This is a genomic window from Bacillus sp. COPE52 (assembly GCF_003355115.1).
GTDB classification, from domain to species: domain Bacteria; phylum Bacillota; class Bacilli; order Bacillales; family Bacillaceae_G; genus Bacillus_A; species Bacillus_A toyonensis.
The window spans coordinates 4,460,095-4,480,601 of the sequence record NZ_CP031292.1; the positions used below are offsets into that span (position 1 = coordinate 4,460,095).

Sequence of the window (20,507 nt, forward strand, 5' to 3'; positions counted from 1 at the left end):
AAAGGTTTATGATTCGGGGTTTTTATGTATGAATTTAGATTACCTTACGAGTTCTTGTAAATAGAATATGAAGAATTAATACGAGCATATAAAGTAAGCTAATGAGCATAACAATAAATGCTGTTGGATAAAATTTTGCTGCATATATAAAGAAATCGATTTGATAAATATCTTGGTAATTTGAAACGGCGCCTTTAAAGTAATTCGTGAACTTAGCGCTATATTTCCATTCATCAGGATAATCTATTAAATTACTCCCCTGATACCAACTCATAAGTGCTGAAGTAATAAACAACATACATGAACTGCCAAATTGAACCATTTGGTTTATTGTCAAAAAGAATCAACCTCCTATTTTATGGTTATTATAGCGTGCATTCGTATGCCTGTAACCTTTTTGTTCTAATCTCCTTTTCGAGTTCATACGGAAATCACATGTAAGCGGTATGATAAACGTATAACAAATAGAAAGGAGTGGTAAAACGAAATGTCACTAGAAGCGCTCATTATTTTTTCTTTGCTAAATGCGGGTCAGCTTGCAGAGAATTCGAAGGTTGATATACATAAAGAGCAAAAAGATGCTTATGTATATGTTCAAAAAGAGGAAAATAAATAATTTTATTTTATATATAAATGACAAAAAGCCAATCCAGAGGATTGGCTTTTTGTCATTGTGTTGGAAAAAGAGGGGGAAATCCCTCTTTTTAAACATTAGCTAAAATCTGATCATAGCATGAAATAATAAGTGGTTCCAAATCTTTTAAATCATTAACATTATCAATGAAAATTCTACTTACTCCCTGTGATTTTGGGGCTTGCTCAACAACGAAATTAGGGCATAGCTGTTTAGTAGCTTCTAGATCTAGTCTTACAACTAAGGATTTTGCATCTCCATCAAGGAAGAGACGTATAAACCATTTTGTGATTACACGATTCATGATGCAAAAATAACTAATAGTATCTTTATATTTGAGGTCACTGATGTCTCTTTGATTTTCAGTTAATATTTCTTTAACAATGTTAAAGGCAGTCAGTTCATCTTCGGTAGTGAAAACTCTATCTGTTTTGTCTTCTTTGCTAATGTCTTCCATTATTTCGGCAGAAGCGGCTGCAACTAGGCTTGTTTCTATTTTCTCCGTTATTTTTGTTTCTTTTGGTGTTAAACCATCACTGATTATTTCTAATAGTGTTCGATTAATTGCTTTTTTAACAATTGGTCGGAACCGCTCTAAAACGTTATTTGTAATTCTAGTTGAGCTAAAGTCTTTAATTAGAAAACGAAGGAAGTCATCTGAAGGATTTTTAAATAACTCTTTAATTGTGGAGTTTAAATTGGTCATATAAATAAGTTCTTCGGCATATTTTACGATCTCTTCAGCTTCAAAATTCTCTTTTGTAAAAGTTTCAATCGTTTCAATATCTAAATTACTTAAATTATCCATACTGAATGTGAAGAAAGGTTTTTCATCCATTACATTGTCATTTGTTAAATCAGTATAAAATTTGTATTCTATACCATTAGTTAGTACCCCTACTTTCACATCAGGTAAGGCATTGAAATACCTAGATAGTTGCGCATCGTGTTTAAGGAGGTTTTCTGTTACAGGTTTTGCCTCAATTAAAATAATTGGAACTCCATTTTTGAAAACCGCATAATCGACTTTTTCCCCCTTTTTAGTTCCAAAGTCTGCAATTTACTCAGGTCTAACTTCTAAAGGGCTAAAAACGTCATAACCTAGCTTTTGAAGAAAAGGAATAATTAAGGATTGCTTGGTCATTTCTTCATTAGTTATGTACTCTTTTCGTTCTAAAATTTGGTTAGCTATTTTGTTTATGTCATTTCTGAATTCCATATCAACGTCTCCTCGTTATAAAGTTTAAAAATCATTAATATTAATACTATTATTTAAAAATTCATAATATAACATAAGTTATGTATGGAAATAGGAAGGTTATTTTTTTATTTGAATTAGATTAGATAAAACATATTTGTTTTAGGTGGGGGTATAGAGTATTGGGATTTTTATGTTACGTGGGATATAAAAAATTATGGTGAGAATTGAAAAAAGCCAATCCACAGGATTGGCTTTTTGTCATTAACGAGAGTAGAACTCTACGATTAATGCTTCGTTGATTTCAGCTGCTAACTCAGAACGCTCAGCGTGACGAGTGTAAGTAGCTTCTAATTTATCAGCATCGAAAGTTAAGTATTCTGGTACGAAGTTGTTAACTTCGATCGCTTCTTTAACAACAACAAGGCTGTTAGATTTTTCGCGAACGCTGATAGTTTGACCAGGTTTAACGCGGTAAGATGGGATATCTACGCGAGCGCCATCAACCATGATGTGACCGTGGTTTACTAATTGGCGAGCTGCACGACGAGTGCGAGCTAAGCCCATACGGTAAACTAAGTTGTCAAGACGAGCTTCAAGAAGGATCATGAAGTTTTCGCCGTGCTTACCAGGCATTTTACCTGCTTGGTCAAATGTGCGACGGAATTGACGCTCAGTCATGCCGTACATGTGACGAAGTTTTTGTTTCTCTTGTAATTGTAAACCGTATTCTGAAAGTTTCTTACGTTGGTTAGGACCGTGAGGACCTGGTGCGTAAGGGCGTTTTTCTAATTCTTTTCCTGTGCCGCTTAGAGAGATTCCAAGACGACGAGACAGTTTCCAAGCTGGACCTGTATAACGAGCCATAGTTGACTCCTCCTTTAAAAATGTTTTTATTTACGTAAAATAAAAACAGACGTAATCGATATTTACGGGCATTTTGTTTTCATGTACCTTCGCTCCAGCAGCAGGGAGTTACGAGATACACCTCCGTAGAGGAACAAAATACAAACGATAAACTCACATTACAAGGCTGCCTTTTTATTTTACACAAACGCTATTATATCTTTTACCCAGAGTTTCGTCAAGCGAGTACGTTTTTGTTTTATGCATATAAATTTTGGAAATTAATATAAGAAGGAATTTAAAACAATATAAAAGAAGAGATAGAAACACAAATAAAACGCTTACATAAAATGTAGTAAAAACATTCATCAGTTTTTTAATGGTGAATATGCGGGATAAAAACATAAAGGGGATGTTTTTATGAAAAAGAAGCATATGGAGACAGCGTTAATTCATCACGGTTATACATCTGAGGAACATAAAGGAAGTTTAACACCACCGTTATTTCAAACGTCTACATTTACATTTGAGACTGCGCAGCAAGGAGAGGCGAGTTTTGCGGGAGTAGATCCGTCTTATATTTACTCAAGACTTGGAAATCCAACTGTAAAATTATTTGAAGAGCGCATGGCTGTGTTAGAAGGGGGAGAAGAAGCACTTGCTTTCGGATCCGGAATGGCAGCTATTTCAGCAACGTTAATTGGCTTTCTAAAAGCTGGAGATCATATTATTTGTTCAAACGGATTATATGGGTGCACGTACGGATTTTTAGAAGTGTTAGAAGAGAAATTTATGATTACACATTCGTTTTGTGATATGGAGACAGAGACTGATATTGAAAATAAGATTCGCCCAAATACAAAGCTCATTTTCGTTGAAACACCGATTAATCCAACGATGAAATTAATCGATTTAAAACAAGTGATTCGAGTTGCGAAGCGAAATGGCCTACTCGTCATTGTTGATAATACGTTTTGTTCACCTTATTTACAAAGACCGCTTGAGCTTGGTTGTGATGCTGTTGTGCATAGTGCGACAAAATATATTGGTGGCCATGGTGATGTTGTGGCGGGTGTAACGATTTGTAAAACGAAAGTGTTAGCTGAAAAAATTCGTCCGATGCGAAAAGATATCGGCGGTATTATGGCGCCGTTTGATGCGTGGTTATTATTACGCGGATTAAAGACGTTAGCAGTAAGAATGGATCGTCATTGTGATAATGCAGAAAAAATTGTATCGTTCCTAAAAAATCATGATGTAGTAGAAGGGGTTTGGTACCCAGAAGGGGAGTTAGCATCTCGCCAAATGAAACGGGGCGGTGGCGTTATTTCTTTTTCTGTCAAAGGCGGGAAAGAGGAAACGCAAGCGTTTATCAATGACCTTCACTTTATTACGATCGCGGTAAGTTTAGGTGATACAGAAACGTTAATTCAGCATCCAGCAACGATGACGCATGCTGCGATTCCAGCGGAACTAAGAAAAGAAATGGGTATTTTCGATAATTTAATACGTTTATCTGTCGGTTTAGAATCGTGGGAGGATATCGTTTCTGATTTGGAGCAAGCGTTAAAGAAAATATCTACTGTTAGTAATCAATAAAAAAGAGTGAGCTATCGGTTTCGTACATTACGTACTTAATCGATAACTCACTCTTTTTCTTATATATGTTTTAACAGTGTTTCCACAAACTTTTCTAAATAGTGCTGATCTACTTCATCGAAACGATTTTTTTCAGGACTATCAATATCCAGTACACCAATGACATTTCCGTCTTTTATAATCGGTACAACGATTTCCGAATTAGAGGCACTATCGCAAGCGATATGTCCTGGGAATTGGTGAACGTCCGCTACAAGTTGCGTTGTTTTCGTTTCAGCTGCTACGCCGCAAACGCCGCGCCCAAATGGAATACGTACGCATGCTGGCATCCCTTGGAATGGCCCGAGAACGAGCTGATTTCCTTCTGTTACATAAAAGCCAACCCAATTAACGCGATCTAAAAATTGGTTTAATAATGCGGACGCATTTGATAAGTTTGCGACTACGTTTAATTCGCCAGTTAATAATGCATCCAGTTGTTTAATTACTGTCTCATACTGCTTTTCACGAGAACCTGCATAACTTTCTTTTGTAAACATGGAAACAACTCCCTTTTTATCGAGATGTGTAAAATATTAGCAAAATACGATGTATTTCACATGACTTTGTCGATAGAAAATTAAAGGAATTTGTCTTAAAAGTCAAGAAATTTAAACTATAGCTGTTCAGTGAGAGGAAGTGAGCGCATGAAGCAGACGAAACAAAAAGTAATTGATGCGGCAATATCGTTGTTTAATACGAAAGGTTATGACGGGACATCAGTGCGAGACATTGCAAAGCGAGCGGATGTGAATGTAGCGAATATTTCATACTATTTTGCTGGAAAGCAAGGCCTATTAGAGCAGCTTATTACTGATTTTTTAGAAGGATATATTCATGTGATTGAAACGTCCTTTGAACAGAGAGAGTATTTGTCGGCTAAAGATGTGATGGTGCAAATGGTGCGCGGGATTTTACGATATCAATTTGAAAATAGGGAACTGACACGTTTTTTTTATAGAGAGCTTTCGCTTGATACGACATTAATTCGTGAAGTGATGACCGTTTATTTTTCTAAAGAAAGATATTATATCGAGCAAATCATTAGAGAAGGACAAATGAAGAAAGAGTTTCGAAAGGTATCTTTTACAATGTTTATGACGCAATTAAAAGGCATGATAAATATGCCGTTTTTATATCCACAGTATATATCAGAAGTATTACATTCTTTTCCATCCGAAACATTTTTCTTAGAAATGTATACGAAGGAAATTGAGCAATGGATGGAACAAGCATTATGTAAAACGAATATGTATCAGGAATGGCCAAGAGCTGTTCATATGTGAAAAATCCCCACCTAACGAACCGAGGTGGGGATTCTTGTAGTTTCTTTTCTTTGGCATAAATTGTTACATAATAGCGCAATAATTGTTAATGAGGCTCCGGCAATTTCGATTTTGTCGACCGTATAACCTCGAAATATGGAACCGATAAGTGCAAGGACAGGAACTAAATTCATAAATAATATGCCGTTAATAGATGAAATATAGCGATTCCCCATATTCCAGCAAAACACAGCGATAACACCTGCAATAATCGACATATAAAAGAGTTCAAAACGAACGCTCACAATTGTGCGTAATGATGGTACAGTAATGACGTTTGTGTAAGTTAATAAAGTGACAATAACGATGAGTGACATTGAACCGAACAAACAAGTTAACGTTGTATATCGAAGTGGTGACCAAGATTGAAAACGAGCACCGCCATTTGTATAAATGACCCAGCAAGTAACGCCGCATAACATCAATATATTCGTAGATAAGTGACTTGCAGCTCCAAATAATAAGTGAATATTTCCTTTTGAAATGACAAGCATAACACCGAGTAATGCAACGAACATACAAAGAAAAGTGTAGTTTTGTGGACGCTTATTTTTTGTTATCCATTGTAATGATAAGGCAATTAGTGGCATGAGAGACTGAATCATCGCTGCATGGATTGCTCCAGAAGGTCCGGCAAGTTGTTGTCCGTAGAAAACGAGAAAACCATATCCAGCGAAACCGACTGTTCCGTAAAAAAATAAAGAAAGTGTTCGTTTTTCTAAGCGGAGCGAATGTGTCCCTTCAGTGATTAATAGCAAAATAAGAAAAATAATAGCTGCAGATCCGTAGCGAATAGTTGTGAAAAAGAACGGATCGATAAATTGTAAGGCATTTGCCATTACAGGAAACATAAATCCCCAGGCAGTTACGGCAAGTAAGCATAGGAGGGATCCGAAGAGCATTTGTTTTTTGTTCAAGAGTACCATTCTCCTTTACATTTCGTTATAGTAAGTTGATGAAATAAGTATAAAGAGTAATGATTTATAGAAGGAAATATCGATTTTTTATAACAGTTATAACTTTTTGTTAGAGGTGTATATGATGGATTTAGAGGCAGTACGATCGTTTATGGAAGTAAAGCATACGCGCAGTTTATCAAAGGCAAGTAAGCTTTTACATATTTCACAACCAGCGCTTAGTAAACAAATTCAAAGATTAGAAGCGGATTTAGAGGTTACTTTACTCAAGCGTTCGGCTCAAGGAGTGGAGTTAACAGAGGCTGGTGAGATATTTATAGCAAGAATGTTACCGATTTTGGAACAAATACATGAAGTGAAAACGGAGATGAAGAAGTATCAAGAGAAACGGAGAATTTCGATAGGTATATTGCCAAGTTTAGCAGCGCATTACATATCGAAATGCAAAGATATATTAGGTGATGGATTCGAAATAGAATGGAAAATTGAGCATACGAAAGTATTAATGGAATTGTTTAAAGAGCGGAAGGTTGAAGCGATGTTCATTGATTCAGTAGTAGAAGGCGCTACATATATAAAAGAAATGCGGGAGGAAAAAATTGTTTGTGTAGTTTCAAATGATCATCCTTATAAAGAGAAAACAATAATCCGAATGGAAGGTTTGGAACATGAGAAATTAATTGTGTACCCAGAAATATGTGATGTAAGGAAAATGATTATGAACATGTTTCAAGGTATAGGTGCGAAACCAATCATTGCGTTTGAAACTTCTTATGCAGAACCGATGCTTGCGATGGTCGGAGCTGGACTTGGCATCACTTTACTTCCAGAAATGTCAGTGGAGCAAGCGGTAAAGCAGGGGAATGTGCATGTGATTTCTGTTGAACCCCCACTCATGCGCAAAATCTATTTCGTATCTCATATGAAAGAGTGCCCGTTATGGCAATCATTTGAGGATAGGTAGTGAAGCGGGCGGAAGATTAAGAAAGATTACAATTGCATTTAAAGAAACATGAAATTTTAAAAAAAACTAGGTCAAAAACACGTCATTACATGGTATGATTAGTACATTGTTAGTTGTTAAATATAGGGGAATTCCCTTTTTATACATAATGCCTTCCATTTCATAAACGGAACGGACAAAAAAAGAGATATAACTAGGAGGCTTTTTTGCATGGATTCTATCCTGACGATCGTTATCATTGTAGTAAGCTCTATTCTAGTGCTGCTCATGATAGAGCTTGTGATAAGAAATCGTTCATATAAAGATATTGAAGCACTGGAGCAGTGGAAACAAGAAATAAAAGATAAACCTGTAGCAGATGAACTAAAGCGAGTAAAAGATTTGAACATGACAGGTCAAACAGAAGAACTGTTTGGTAAATGGCGTGAAGAGTGGGATGAAATCGTATCAACAACTCTTCCAAAAGCTGAAAAAGATTTAGGGCAAGCGCGAAAATTCGCCTCGCAATTCTCCTTCCGCAAAGCAAAGCATGCGATGAACGAATCCATAAGTGGTTTAGATGACGCTGATAATCGTATTACAGACATTTTAAATGAATTACAGCAACTGTTAGAAAGCCATGAAAAAAATAGTTCGGAAATTGAAGGGCTACGTGATACATATCGTAGTATGAAAAAGAGTGTTCTTGCTCATCGACACATGTATGGAGCAGCTGAGCAGAGAATTGAAGAGATGCTAGATGCCGAATCTAATAAATTTAATAGTTTTGAAGAAGCAACAAATAATGGCGACTATTTAAAAGCGAGAGAAATTGTTATTAGTTTGGAAGAAGGTTTAGCTAATTTAGAAATCATTATTCACCAAATTCCAGATTTATTGGTAGAGTGTCAAGCAACGTTACCAGTTCAACTGGAAGATTTATTACACGGACATAATGATATGGTAAGACAAGGTTATGTATTAGATTACTTGGAAATCCCTAAAGAAGTCCGCGATATGACGACACAACTACAAACATGTTTAATGGATATACAGGAGCTTCATATAACGGAAGCGGCTGAAAAAGTAGAAAAATTAAAAACTCGTTTAGACGGTTTTTATGATCAACTAGAACAAGAAGTGCATGCGAGACATTATGTAGAGCAAAAAACACTTTCTGTTTATGAAGATTTAGAAGAACTTCGTGAAGAAACAATTGAAACGAAAGCAGAAACGCAACTTGTGAAACAAAGCTATCAGTTACAAGATAAGGATATTGAGTCTCAAAAAGTAATTGAAAAGCAAATGCACATTTTAATGAAACGTTTTGAAGTGATGCAATTACGCGTTGCTGAACAAGATATTGCATTCTCTATAATTCGTGAGGAACTAGAAGAGGTTTATGAGCAATGTGAAACTTTAAAAGTACTTCATGCAGAATATAAAGAAATGCTACAAACGATGCGTAAAGAAGAATTTGAAGCGCGTGAGAAGTTGCAGGAAATGCGCAATACAATTTTTGAAACGAAACGCTTTATGCAAAAGTCGAATTTGCCAGGTCTTCCAGAGAGTATTATGGAAGATTTACAAAGAGGGCAAATGGCAATGCAAGCTGTATATGAGCAATTAGAAATAAAACCGCTAAATATGCATGCTGTAAATAGCAGTTTAGAAGAAGCATACACAACTGTTAACGGTGTAGCTGAAATGACAGAAGAGTTAATTGGACAAGCGTATTTAGTTGAAAAATTAATTCAATACGGAAACCGTTACCGCAGTCATGATGAAAATCTTGCAGAAAGCTTAAATTATGCAGAGAAATTATTCCGTGAATATCAATACGATGCAGCTTTAGAACAAGCGGCTTCTGTACTAGAGCAACTTGAACCTGGCGTTGTTCAAAAAATAGCTGAATATGTAGACAATGAACAAACCCTTTCATAAAGGGTTTGTTTTTTTGTGTAATTTTGAAGGCGATGTTGCTATAATGAATAGCGGAATACAGTAAGGTTATTCGTTTCAAAATAAAGTGAAACTGTAATCAGTGGGCATTTCCACTACTTATTAGCCTTCACCAATCGGGATAAAATGGAACCTTTGTGTAGTCTTAGCGTAATTACACGTATTTATGATATGATTATATGATGTGATAGCGCTGAAAGGGGAAGAACGATGATCTATTTTGATAATAGTGCGACGACGAAGCCATATCCAGAAGCTCTTCAATCGTACGTAACGGTTGCTGGGAAATATTTTGGAAATCCTTCTTCTATTCATTCGCTTGGAGGAGAGGCAGAGCGTCTATTAACACAATCAAGAACGATTGCAGCGCAGCTTCTTCACGTAAAACCTTCTGAAATTATTTTCACATCGGGTGGAACGGAAGGGAATAACCTTGCGATTAAAGGGATAGCGATGAGGAATCGTTCGCGCGGCAAACATATCATTACAACAAATATTGAACACGCGTCTGTGTTTGAGGCATATAAGCAATTAGAAGAACTCGGGTTTGATGTAACATATTTACCGGTTAACGAGCATGGTGTTGTATCGGTAGAGGATGTGAAGCGAGTGCTTCGTGAAGATACAATTCTTGTTTCAATTATTCATGTGAACAACGAAACTGGAGCAATTCAGCCTGTTGCTGAAATTGGAACGTTATTATCGAATTATCCGAAAATAAGATTCCATGTGGACCATGTACAAGGGATAGGAAAAGTACCGCTTAATTTATATGCTTCTCATATTGACCTTTGCTCAATATCTGGACATAAATTCCATAGTGTAAAAGGAACAGGTCTTCTTTACGTGCGTGATGGCGTAAGATTAGATCCGATTTTATCAGGTGGTCAACAAGAGCTTAAGTATCGCTCTGGTACAGAGAACTTACCTGGCATTGTAGCGATGGTGAAAGCACTTCGCATGACAATGGAACAAGTGAAAGAAAAGATAGCTCATTTGCAAAGTTTACAAACAGAGCTTGTACGTTTCTTTAAAGAAATGGAAGATGTAACAATTAATACGTCGCTTGCATATGCAGCACCACACATTGTAAATGTGTCGTTTGTCGGTTTAAAACCGGAAGTGGTCGTTCATGCTTTAGAAGAACACGGTGTATATGTATCAACGAAGTCTGCTTGTTCTTCAAAAGCCAATGAAGTGAGCAGAGTGTTAGTGTCAATGGGAGTACCGCATGCAGCTGCTGCAAGCGCTATTCGTATTAGTCTAGCACCAGACAACACGATGGAAGAAGTAAAACAATTTGAAGGTATTGTAAAAGAGACAATGCCAAAATTATATGAAGTGATGAGGTAAAGAAATATGATGACATATGAATATATTTTAGTACGTTACGGAGAAATGACGACAAAAGGTAAGAACCGTTCTAAATTTGTAAGCACATTAAAAGATAACGTTAAGTTCAAACTGAAAAAATTCCCAAACATTAAAATCGATGCAACACATGACCGTATGTACATTCAGTTAAATGGCGAAGACCATGAAGCGATTGCTGAAAGATTGAAAGATGTATTTGGTATTCATAAGTTTAATTTAGCGATGAAAGTACCATCAGAATTAGAAGATATTAAAAAAGGTGCATTAGCAGCTTTCTTACAAGTAAAAGATGATGTGAAAACATTTAAAATTACAGTGCACCGTTCTGATAAACGTTTCCCAATGAAGACGATGGAGTTACTTCCAGAAATTGGCGGGCACATTTTAGAAAATACAGAGGATATCACAGTAGACGTCCATAATCCAGATGTGAATGTACGTGTAGAAATTCGCAGTGGTTACAGCTATATTATGTGTGGTGAGCACATGGGAGCTGGCGGTTTACCAGTTGGCGTTGGCGGAAAAGTAATGGTACTTCTTTCTGGTGGTATTGATAGCCCAGTAGCAGCGTACTTAACGATGAAACGCGGCGTATCTGTGGAGGCAGTTCACTTCCATAGTCCACCTTTCACAAGTGAGCGTGCGAAACAAAAAGTAATCGATTTAGCACAAGAGTTAACGAAATACTGTAAACGTGTAACACTTCACCTTGTTCCATTTACTGAAGTGCAAAAAACGATTAATAAAGAAATTCCATCTAGTTATTCTATGACAGTAATGCGTCGTATGATGATGCGTATTACAGAGCAGATTGCAGAGGAGCGTAATGCACTTGCAATTACGACTGGTGAAAGTCTTGGACAAGTAGCGAGCCAAACGTTAGATAGTATGCATACGATTAATGAAGTGACAAACTATCCTGTTATTCGTCCGCTTATTACGATGGATAAATTAGAAATTATTAAAATCGCTGAAGAAATCGGCACATATGATATCTCAATTCGTCCATACGAAGATTGCTGTACAGTATTCACACCAGCAAGCCCAGCGACGAAGCCGAAGCGTGAAAAAGCGAATCGTTTTGAAGCGAAATATGATTTCACACCATTAATCGAAGAAGCTGTAGCAAACAAAGAAACAATGGTATTACAAACGGTAGAAGTAGTAGCGGAAGAAGAAAAATTCGAAGAACTTTTCTAAAACCATAAATTACCATATCTAAAATGTGTATGAAGTCATGTTATTTATCACACTCTATACTCACAAGGAGGTGATATAACATGGCACGTAGCACAAATAAATTAGCGGTTCCTGGTGCTGAATCAGCATTAGACCAAATGAAATACGAAATCGCTCAAGAGTTTGGTGTTCAACTTGGAGCGGATGCAACATCTCGCGCTAACGGTTCTGTTGGTGGCGAAATTACGAAACGTCTAGTTTCACTAGCTGAGCAACAATTAGGCGGTTTCCAAAAATAATTCCATATACAATGGCTTAGAAAGAGCGGGTTCTCCCCGCTCTTTCTTTTTGTTGTTCGTATTAGTATAAATTCATTTCGACAAAAGCATAAAAAAATTGTCAAAAGAAGAGGGTTCAAAATTTACTGAAAATTCTTTATTATATAAGGGAGGCATAAAGAAAAAGGAGGATGTTTATGAAGAGAGAGGAATTGTTGGCACCACCATCTTATAATTTAGTTTCAGAAATAGAGAAATATACAGACGATAAAGAGAAGCTTGCTTTAATTTGGCAAGATGATAAAGGGAATAGACGAGAAGTTACATATTTTGAATTAATGCAAGGTGCAAATAAAATTGGAAACGCTTTTATAAAAAGTGGCTTACAAAAAGGGGACAAGCTCCTTATTATGATGCCGCGTTTAATTGAAGCTTACATGACGTATATCGCTGCGATTAAAGCAGGGTTTGTCGTAATTCCGAGTTCGGAAATGTTGCGTAAAAAAGATATTGAATACCGCATTGGACATGGAGAAGTAAAAGCGATTGTAAGTTATGAACCATATATCGGACAGTTTGATAACATAGGGGCGATGGAATCTCTTCAAAAGTTCGTTCTGAGCGAGCAGTCAGTAGACGGATGGATCAATTTAAAAACAGCATTAGAAACAGAAAGTGACATGTTAGAAATGGCGAAAACAGATAAAGAAGATATGGTCTTTTTATCTTATACGTCAGGGACGACAGGAAACCCGAAAGGTGTTGTTCATACGCATGCGTGGGCATACGCTCATTTACGTACGAGCGCCCCAAATTGGCTCGGAATTGAAGAGAATGATGTTGTATGGGCAACGGCTAGTCCAGGGTGGCAAAAGTGGATTTGGAGCCCGTTTTTAGCAACTCTCGGTTCAGGAGCAACAGGATTTGTATACAACGGTAAGTTTGAACCGAAAACGTATTTAAATTTATTAGACGATAATAAGGTGAATGTGCTTTGTTGTACACCGACTGAGTATAGATTAATGGCAAAGGTAGAAGACTTGACTGAGTACAATTTAGAAGCGTTACATAGCGCTGTATCCGCAGGTGAGCCGTTAAATAGAGAAGTCATTGAAACGTTCCAAAAGCACTTTGATATTACAGTAAGAGATGGCTATGGGCAAACGGAAAATACATTACTTGTTGGCGTAATGAAAGGGATGGATATTAGACCGGGATCAATGGGGAAACCAACGCCAGGAAACCATGTTGATATCGTTAATGAAGAAGGAACCCCAGTGCAGGTAGGAGAAGTTGGCGATATTGCAGTTCATATTGAAACACCAGCCCTCTTTAAGCAATATTATAAAGATGATGAACGCACAGCGATACAATTCCGTGGTGATTATTATATTACAGGTGATAAAGCGAAAAAAGATGAAGACGGCTATTTCTGGTTTGAAGGGCGTGGAGATGATATTATCATTAGCTCTGGTTACACAATCGGGCCGTTCGAAGTTGAAGATGCGCTTGTAAAACATCCTTACGTAAGAGAATGTGCGGTTGTCGCAAGTCCGGATGAAATTCGAGGGAGTGTCGTGAAGGCATTTATCGTATTAAGAGAGAATATAGAAAAGAACGAAGAAACATTAATTCCAGTGCTACAACAACACGTGAAAGAACTCACTGCACCATATAAATATCCTCGCAAAATTGAATTTGTAGATGAACTACCAAAAACGATTTCCGGAAAAATTCGTCGTATTGAACTTAGAAAACAAGAGATGGAGCTCCCTTCCAAATAATTTTGAAAATAGAGAAGTAAATAGTTGAATGAAATGTAAAAGGATGATATTATAAAAACGAACACAAGTTCGATTTTATAAACTAAAAAAAGAGGTGTCCGTATGATTTTAGGTATTAATCCGTACTTAGTTTTAGATGGTAGTGGGCAAGAAGCTGTACAGTTTTACAAAGAGGCATTAGACGCAAAAGTAGAAGTAATGCAAACTTTTGGTGACATGCCTGAAAATCCAGAATACCCGATTCCAGCTGAAGCGAAAGAGCGCGTTTTACATGCTACTTTAAAAGTTGGTAATACGGACCTTATGATTTCTGATACATTCCCAGGTCAAGGGCATGCAATCGGATCTCAAGTAACAATCGCAATTCAAATTAGTAATGCAGAAAAAGCAAAAGAAGTATTCGAAAAGTTACAAGAGGGTGGAGAAGTTATTATGCCACTTCAAGAAACGTTCTGGAGCCCAGCATACGGACAACTAAAAGATAAATTTAGCATTGAATGGCAAATTACAACGTCTACTACTGAACAAAAATAATTTTGGGAAAGCACCATTTTTAATTCAAATGGTGCTTTTTTTATACGGATTAATCTCGTAGACTAAAAGGAAAAAGGGGATGAGTATATGGGAGAAATTTGGTATGGCGGCACCATTTACACGATGCGAGAAGTGAATGAAAAAGTAGACGCTGTTTATGTTGAAAACGGTGTGATTGTTGATGTTGGGAGTAAAGAAGAGTTAGAAGACCGATATGCTACTACGGTTAAATTGCACGATTTAGAAGGCAAAACGATGATTCCAGGTCTCGTTGATAGTCATATGCATCTTATTGGGCATGGAGAGAGGTTACTCCGTCTAGATTTATCAAATTGTACATCTTATGGCGAAGTACTTACTCTTGTTCAGAAGCAAGTAGAAGACGCGCCAAAAGGTTGTTGGATTATCGGAGAAGGCTGGAATGAAAATAACTTTACAGATACGAAAGATGTTCACGCACGTGATTTAGATGCAATTTCGAAAGAACATCCCATTTTATTAAAACGAGTTTGTCGTCACGTTACATGGGTGAATTCATACATACTGCAAGAAGCGAACATAACAGAAGAGACGCAAGATCCGAAAGGCGGGAAAATTGGCCGGGATGCATCAAATAAGTTAACAGGGCTTTTATATGAACAAGGACAAGAATTAATGAAACACGTTCAGCCTGAAATTGATGAAGCTTATTTACAAAGAGCTTTGCAAACAGCGATTAAAGACTGCTGGCAATATGGAATCGTTGGTGGGCATACGGAAGATTTAAATTATTACGGTGGTTTTAGAAAAACGTATAATGCGTTTTCTTACGTTATAAAAGAAATGCCATTTAAAGCGCATTTACTCGTTCATCATGAAGTAGCAAATGAAAGAAAAGAATATGAAAATGAGCACTATATTGAATTTGGTGCGATGAAAATTTTTTCTGACGGTTCTTTTGGCGGAAGAACTGCTTTATTAAGTGAACCGTATGAAGATGCGAAGGAAACAAATGGAGTTGCGATTTTCTCACGTGAAGAGCTTGCAAGTTTAGTGAAAAAAGCACGTGATTTACATATGCCAGTTGCCATTCATACTATCGGTGACTTGTCGCTTGAATATGTCATTGATGCGCTTGAATTACATCCACCAGCAGAAGGGGTACGTGACCGTATTATTCATTGCCAGCTAGCTCGTGAAGAGTTGATTGAAAGAATGAAACACTTGCCAGCTATTATTGATATTCAACCGGTCTTTGTTTCATCAGATTTTCCATCAGTCATTGAAAAGCTAGGCGAGCGTCGTCTTCGTTACGCGTATGCTTGGAAGACGTTACTGGACGCAGGCTTACATTGCAACGGTGGTTCAGATGCTCCTATTGAACAAGTGAATCCGTTTTTAGGCATATATAGCGCTGTTACACGTAGAAGTTTTATTGACGGTGTATGCTATATGCCTGAGGAAAGATTAACGGCATATGAGGCTGTTTCTTTATTTACGACAGGAAGTGCTTATGCAATAGGAAAAGAAGCGAAGCGAGGACAAATTATAAAAGGATATGAAGCAGACTTTACGATATTAGATCGAAACATATTTGAAATAGAGGCAGAAGAAATAAAAGAAGTACAAGCGGAAATGACCGTCATTGATGGCCAGGTTGTTTATAGAAAAGATGCGTAAAATATATCAGCGATTTTCGGAATATATCGACTGTAACTCGAAATATATCAGCGATTATTGAAATATATCGACCGTAACTCGAAATATATCAGCGATTATTAAAATATATCGACTTACCGACAAAAACTGACAAGAATAGCGACCGGATAGCGAGAGATTGTTGGCCGCGCCAATCGGGATAAATAAATAACCGCAGAATTATGGGATCCCCATAATTTTGCGGTTATTTTAATACTATAAAAATGTTCTCTGTACTTTTTCCCAGAAGGAATTGTTTTTTAATTTTACTGTTTTAATTTGTTTATCGCTTAAGCGTACAACAGCTTTTTCAACTTGTTTAATGCTAAGCGCTTCGTTATCCATGCCGATAACAGGATAATCGTTACCGTCTGGTTTAAGTTTTAAAGTTAGTGTACGTTCGTGGTTTAAGATGAACGGTGAACCGAGCGTACGGTATGTGTTGTTATTTAAAGATGCTAGTTCGCTTACTTGGAAACATGGGATAAGCGGATCGACAACGGCACCATGTAATGATTTGTTGTAAGCTGTACTTCCTGTTGGGGTAGAAACAACTAAACCGTCACCTCTAAATGTTTCGAAATATAAATCATCAACGTGAACATCTACAACGAATGTTTTAATAATGCTAGAACGTAATGAGAATTCATTTAAACAATGGAAAGATGTACCGTGATCTACATCTACCTGAATTGTTGGATATTTTCGCACTTCAATTTCATTTTTTGTAATTTCTTGAAGGGCTGTATCAACGTGATCAATGTGGAAATCACAGTAGAAAGAAATTTCATCTTTCGTAGAAATCCCTGCGTATAAGCAATCTTCTCTAAAACCAGTTTTACGAACGGCTTGTAAGAAAGTTGCATCATCTCCAACACTGACGATAGCGTTTGCATTTTTTGGTTGATCTAATATGGTAAATCCATTCTCTTCTAAAATGCGATAGATTGGTTTCATCTTTTCAACGAGCGTTGCTTTGTCATCACCATAAAAGAAAAATAAATTGCGACGATCTGTCATTATGTATCCCTCCACTGCAGTTAAATTTTCTGTTTTTCGTGCTACATATCATTAGAGTCCGTTCCCTGATGATATGTTCAAATAATATATTTCGATATAAATTGTCAAAATACCTTTTTATTTTTAGAAAAATTTTTATATTCAATCTTACGGAACTCTGTTTAATGATGAATAAACTTGTCGATAATGGGTACGGAGTGAAAGGATGATACGTATGAAGTGGCTCGTAATTGGAATAATAATTCTTCTCCTTTTTATTTTGCTTATACTATTGTCGAAAATAAAGCTTAAAGTGACATTTTTATATTCAGAAATGGAAAAGCAATGTTTGTTTCAAGTGAAAATATGGATGATTCGATATACATTTGATGTGTTGGAAAGAATTGAAAAACAGCAGAAAAAGACAGGACAGAAAATCGAAAAAGCTGAAAAGGACGGCGGAATAGATAATAAAATTATGGCGCAACTTGACAGCATCGGGGAACTGATAAAAAGGCTTCAAAAAGTTCATACTATCGTTAAAGATTTTCTCAAACGAGTGAAAATCAATGGTTGGAAATGGCATACGCAAATTGGAGCAGGCGACGCAGCTAGTACTGGAATTGTCACTGGATATGCATGGGGGACAAAAGGAATGGCTGCTGGAGTTATAGGACAATATATGCATATTGTCGATGTACCAGAATTTGAAATTATCCCTGTTTTTCAAGGGAAGGGATTTGCATCAAGGTGCGAGTTAACAGCATCTTTTCGTATATTTCGTGCTATAAAAACAGGATTCAAATTACTCATGTTTATGAGAAGGCAAAAATCTGGTATGACAGAAAAATCTGTTCAAGCATAGGGGGGATATAGAGTGGACCATCCAATTCAAGGTTTAATGACAACCGCAATGCAGCATTTAAAACAAATGACTGATGTAAATACAATTGTTGGTGATCCAATTAAAGCAGCAGATGGAAGTGTAATTCTTACTGTTTCGAAAGTAAGCTTTGGTTTTGCTGCTGGTGGAAGTGAATTTGGTAAAGTAGAACATTCAGGTCGTCATCCATTTGGCGGGGGAAGTGGTGGAGGAGTTTCTATTAATCCTGTTGCCTTTCTTGTTATAAATGGAGATGGTGTGAAAGTATTACACTTAGATAAGCAGACACACGTCATTGATAAAATAATTGAATTAGCACCACAAGCTGTTGATAAAGTGAAAGAAATGATGGATAAACGAAAAGAAGATGATCCTGAATTTCAAATTTAACGAATAAAGAAGCTAATCAATGGATTAGCTTCTTTAATTTTTTTGTAAATAAAGCGATTTTATTTGCATTATCGATGGGGACAAACTATCATTTACATTGTACATATTTTGTTTTAAATAAGGGAGGATTTTCAAGTGGCAAACGTAACTTTTAAAGGTAATCCAATGACTTTAGTTGGAACAGAAGTTAAAGTTGGCGATCAAGCGCCAAACTTCCAAGTATTAGCAAACGACTTATCTTCAGTAAGTTTAGAAACATACAAAGGCGAAGTAAAATTAATTAGTGTTGTACCTTCAATCGACACAGGTGTATGTGATGCACAAACACGTCGTTTTAACCAAGATGCAGCAGGTATTGAAAACGCGAAAGTATTAACAATTAGCGCTGACTTACCATTCGCTCAAAAACGCTGGTGTGCAGCAAACGGTTTAGAAAATGTTGTAACACTTTCTGATCACCGTGACCTTTCATTCGGTGAAGCTTACGGCTTAGTAATGAAAGAACTTCGTTTACTTGCTCGTGCAGTATTCGTAGTAGATAGCAATGACAAAGTAGTTTACGCAGAATACGTAAGCGAAGGTACAAGCCATCCAAACTATGAAGCAGCATTAGAAGCAGCTAAATCTGCAAAGTAATAGGAAGGAAATGACCTCTTATAAAGAGGTCGTTTTTTCTCATCTATTGCTGCGAATGGTAACGATAGATGAGAAAAAATGTTATATCATACATAACTTGAAAGGGAGCTCTTTACAGGAGGTCGCTTTTTCTTTTTGGAAAAAATCACTTTGTGGTATGATATAAGTTATGTGTAAAAGAGAGAAGGAGGAATGTACGTGAGTCAGACAGTGGAAACATTATTTTCTATTTTTGATTCTTCTACGGTAGTTTTACGTAAAGAATTAGATGTAACATATTTAGAGGCGCTTGTAGAAACAGGTGATAACTTGTTTGAAGGTGCGATTTTACAAGAGGAATTATCCGAATCAACAATTGAAAGGTTGAATCGTGAATATAGTACGTTTAATGAAGAAACATATAAAGGTGAAGAAATTCGTAAAGCATTTCAGCTAGCCATTTTAAAAGGAATGAAAGAGGGCGTACAAGCAAATCACGAAATGACGCCAGATGCAGTTGGAATGTTCATGAGCTACTTATTCCATAAATTTATGCAAGGCAAAACAGAAATTACTGTTTTAGATCCTGCAATTGGAACAGGTAATTTAATGACTACAGTATTTAATAGCGCTAAAGAAGAGCTAGCAATGAGTGGATTTGGTGTAGAAGTGGATGAAGTGCTAATTAAACTTGCTTTAGTAAATGCAAATTTACAAAAGCATGGAATCGAATTCTTCCATCAAGATGGACTAGCACCACTTTATATTGATCCAGTTGATGCAGTCGTTTCAGATTTACCAATTGGTTATTATCCAAACGAAATCAGTGCGAGTGAATATAAGTTAAAAGCAGATGAAGGAATGTCATATGCGCATCACTTATTTATTGAACAAAGTGTGAAACATACGAAAGAAGGCGGGTATTTATTCTTCTTAGTACCAAACTTTATTTTTGAAAGTGATCAAGCGCCGAAACTACATGCATTTATTAAAGAAACATGCTTTATTCAAGGTTTGTTACAGCTACCTGTTTCCATGTTTAAAAACGAGAAAAATGCAAAAAGTATATTTGTTCTCCAAAAGAAAGGCCAAGGTGTAACAATGCCGAAACAGGCACTACTAGTGGAATTACCTAAATTCTCTAATATGAAGGCTATGGAGAACATTATGGATCAATTAAATACTTGGTTTGCAACACAAAAGTAACACGATATATATGTAACAGGGTTAGTGATTAATGTAGTACAGTTGTATAGAATATGTCATATTTTTTAATATATACAAGATTTAACTGAATTTTTTTGAAATCTGTAATATATTTTTTTTCTTGG

Annotated in this window: 22 protein-coding genes and 1 pseudogene; 15 read left to right on the forward strand and 8 right to left on the reverse strand. The window is 36.5% G+C overall.

Going from position 1 to position 20,507, the window contains the following annotated elements; all coding sequences use genetic code 11:
• Nucleotides 1-34 precede the first annotated feature (34 nt).
• A complete protein-coding gene (locus DPQ31_RS22550) occupies nucleotides 35-337 on the reverse strand; it encodes a YjdJ family protein (RefSeq protein WP_098911637.1) in 303 nt (100 codons plus the stop codon).
• Nucleotides 338-487: 150 nt separating this feature from the next.
• On the opposite strand from DPQ31_RS22550, the gene DPQ31_RS22555 reads away from it, so the two are divergent.
• The gene (locus DPQ31_RS22555; protein ID WP_000050940.1) at nucleotides 488-616 is read left to right on the forward strand and encodes a hypothetical protein; all 129 of its coding nucleotides are present in this window, start codon (nucleotides 488-490) and stop codon (nucleotides 614-616) included.
• An 88-nt stretch (nucleotides 617-704) separates the two neighbouring features.
• Here DPQ31_RS22555 and DPQ31_RS22560 read toward each other — a convergent pair whose 3' ends face one another.
• The 4 genes and pseudogenes from DPQ31_RS22560 to rpsD form a co-directional block, all read right to left on the reverse strand.
• Entirely contained in the window at nucleotides 705-1,472 is a 768-nt protein-coding gene (locus DPQ31_RS22560) for a hypothetical protein (RefSeq protein WP_000343665.1), read from the reverse strand.
• Nucleotides 1,473-1,535: 63 nt separating this feature from the next.
• Nucleotides 1,536-1,694, reverse strand: a pseudogene (locus DPQ31_RS29725) (type I restriction endonuclease); the annotation flags it as partial.
• Complete coding sequence (locus DPQ31_RS29730; protein WP_315969873.1) at nucleotides 1,695-1,853, reverse strand: hypothetical protein; 159 nt, start codon at nucleotides 1,851-1,853, stop codon at nucleotides 1,695-1,697.
• 243 nt (nucleotides 1,854-2,096) lie between these two features.
• Entirely contained in the window at nucleotides 2,097-2,699 is a 603-nt protein-coding gene (gene rpsD / locus DPQ31_RS22565) for a 30S ribosomal protein S4 (RefSeq protein ID WP_000135316.1), read from the reverse strand.
• Nucleotides 2,700-3,098: 399 nt separating this feature from the next.
• Here rpsD and megL point away from each other — a divergent pair, with 399 nt between their 5' ends.
• Complete coding sequence (gene megL / locus DPQ31_RS22570) at nucleotides 3,099-4,277, forward strand: methionine gamma-lyase (protein ID WP_000726604.1); 1,179 nt, start codon at nucleotides 3,099-3,101, stop codon at nucleotides 4,275-4,277.
• A gap of 59 nt (nucleotides 4,278-4,336) precedes the next feature.
• Here the strand turns inward: megL and DPQ31_RS22575 are convergent, their stop codons facing one another.
• Nucleotides 4,337-4,816, reverse strand: coding sequence for a GAF domain-containing protein (locus DPQ31_RS22575; RefSeq protein ID WP_000494323.1), 480 nt, complete (start codon nucleotides 4,814-4,816; stop codon nucleotides 4,337-4,339).
• A 147-nt stretch (nucleotides 4,817-4,963) separates the two neighbouring features.
• Here DPQ31_RS22575 and refZ point away from each other — a divergent pair, with 147 nt between their 5' ends.
• Entirely contained in the window at nucleotides 4,964-5,602 is a 639-nt protein-coding gene (gene refZ, locus DPQ31_RS22580; protein WP_000814925.1) for a forespore capture DNA-binding protein RefZ, read from the forward strand.
• An 11-nt stretch (nucleotides 5,603-5,613) separates the two neighbouring features.
• On the opposite strand, the gene DPQ31_RS22585 is transcribed toward refZ, so the two are convergent.
• On the reverse strand, nucleotides 5,614-6,558 hold the full coding sequence (locus DPQ31_RS22585) for a DMT family transporter (RefSeq protein WP_208731030.1): 945 nt from the start codon (nucleotides 6,556-6,558) through the stop codon (nucleotides 5,614-5,616).
• Nucleotides 6,559-6,682: 124 nt separating this feature from the next.
• Here DPQ31_RS22585 and DPQ31_RS22590 point away from each other — a divergent pair, with 124 nt between their 5' ends.
• The 8 genes from DPQ31_RS22590 (at nucleotide 6,683) to DPQ31_RS22625 (ending at nucleotide 16,271) form a co-directional block, all read left to right on the forward strand.
• Nucleotides 6,683-7,522, forward strand: coding sequence for a LysR family transcriptional regulator (locus tag DPQ31_RS22590; RefSeq protein WP_199632454.1), 840 nt, complete (start codon nucleotides 6,683-6,685; stop codon nucleotides 7,520-7,522).
• Between the two features lie 210 nt (nucleotides 7,523-7,732).
• Nucleotides 7,733-9,445 (forward strand): septation ring formation regulator EzrA, encoded by a 1,713-nt coding sequence (ezrA, locus tag DPQ31_RS22595; protein WP_000377321.1) that lies wholly within the window; start codon nucleotides 7,733-7,735, stop codon nucleotides 9,443-9,445.
• A gap of 228 nt (nucleotides 9,446-9,673) precedes the next feature.
• Entirely contained in the window at nucleotides 9,674-10,816 is a 1,143-nt protein-coding gene (locus DPQ31_RS22600; RefSeq protein ID WP_208731032.1) for a cysteine desulfurase family protein, read from the forward strand.
• 6 nt (nucleotides 10,817-10,822) lie between these two features.
• Nucleotides 10,823-12,037 carry a tRNA uracil 4-sulfurtransferase ThiI gene (thiI, locus tag DPQ31_RS22605; protein WP_000989269.1) on the forward strand — a complete coding sequence of 405 codons (1,215 nt, stop codon included), beginning with the start codon at nucleotides 10,823-10,825 and terminating at the stop codon, nucleotides 12,035-12,037.
• 80 nt (nucleotides 12,038-12,117) lie between these two features.
• On the forward strand, nucleotides 12,118-12,315 hold the full coding sequence (locus DPQ31_RS22610; protein WP_000124490.1) for an alpha/beta-type small acid-soluble spore protein: 198 nt from the start codon (nucleotides 12,118-12,120) through the stop codon (nucleotides 12,313-12,315).
• Nucleotides 12,316-12,491: 176 nt separating this feature from the next.
• Nucleotides 12,492-14,078, forward strand: coding sequence for an acyl-CoA synthetase MbcS (gene mbcS, locus DPQ31_RS22615; protein ID WP_208731034.1), 1,587 nt, complete (start codon nucleotides 12,492-12,494; stop codon nucleotides 14,076-14,078).
• A gap of 102 nt (nucleotides 14,079-14,180) precedes the next feature.
• Nucleotides 14,181-14,612 carry a VOC family protein gene (locus tag DPQ31_RS22620; protein WP_000600354.1) on the forward strand — a complete coding sequence of 144 codons (432 nt, stop codon included), beginning with the start codon at nucleotides 14,181-14,183 and terminating at the stop codon, nucleotides 14,610-14,612.
• 87 nt (nucleotides 14,613-14,699) lie between these two features.
• On the forward strand, nucleotides 14,700-16,271 hold the full coding sequence (locus DPQ31_RS22625; RefSeq protein ID WP_208731035.1) for an amidohydrolase: 1,572 nt from the start codon (nucleotides 14,700-14,702) through the stop codon (nucleotides 16,269-16,271).
• Nucleotides 16,272-16,505: 234 nt separating this feature from the next.
• On the opposite strand, the gene DPQ31_RS22630 is transcribed toward DPQ31_RS22625, so the two are convergent.
• Nucleotides 16,506-17,309, reverse strand: a complete 804-nt coding sequence (locus DPQ31_RS22630; RefSeq protein WP_208731036.1) for an NAD kinase — start codon at nucleotides 17,307-17,309, stop codon at nucleotides 16,506-16,508.
• 205 nt (nucleotides 17,310-17,514) lie between these two features.
• On the opposite strand from DPQ31_RS22630, the gene DPQ31_RS22635 reads away from it, so the two are divergent.
• From DPQ31_RS22635 to DPQ31_RS22650, 4 genes are all read left to right on the forward strand, one after another.
• Nucleotides 17,515-18,153, forward strand: coding sequence for a DUF2953 domain-containing protein (locus DPQ31_RS22635; RefSeq protein ID WP_087951022.1), 639 nt, complete (start codon nucleotides 17,515-17,517; stop codon nucleotides 18,151-18,153).
• A 12-nt stretch (nucleotides 18,154-18,165) separates the two neighbouring features.
• The gene (gene ytfJ, locus DPQ31_RS22640) at nucleotides 18,166-18,561 is read left to right on the forward strand and encodes a GerW family sporulation protein (protein WP_000350003.1); all 396 of its coding nucleotides are present in this window, start codon (nucleotides 18,166-18,168) and stop codon (nucleotides 18,559-18,561) included.
• Nucleotides 18,562-18,696: 135 nt separating this feature from the next.
• On the forward strand, nucleotides 18,697-19,197 hold the full coding sequence (tpx, locus tag DPQ31_RS22645; protein ID WP_097959240.1) for a thiol peroxidase: 501 nt from the start codon (nucleotides 18,697-18,699) through the stop codon (nucleotides 19,195-19,197).
• 198 nt (nucleotides 19,198-19,395) lie between these two features.
• Entirely contained in the window at nucleotides 19,396-20,382 is a 987-nt protein-coding gene (locus DPQ31_RS22650) for a class I SAM-dependent methyltransferase (protein ID WP_141555940.1), read from the forward strand.
• The last annotated feature ends 125 nt before the right edge of the window (nucleotides 20,383-20,507 follow it).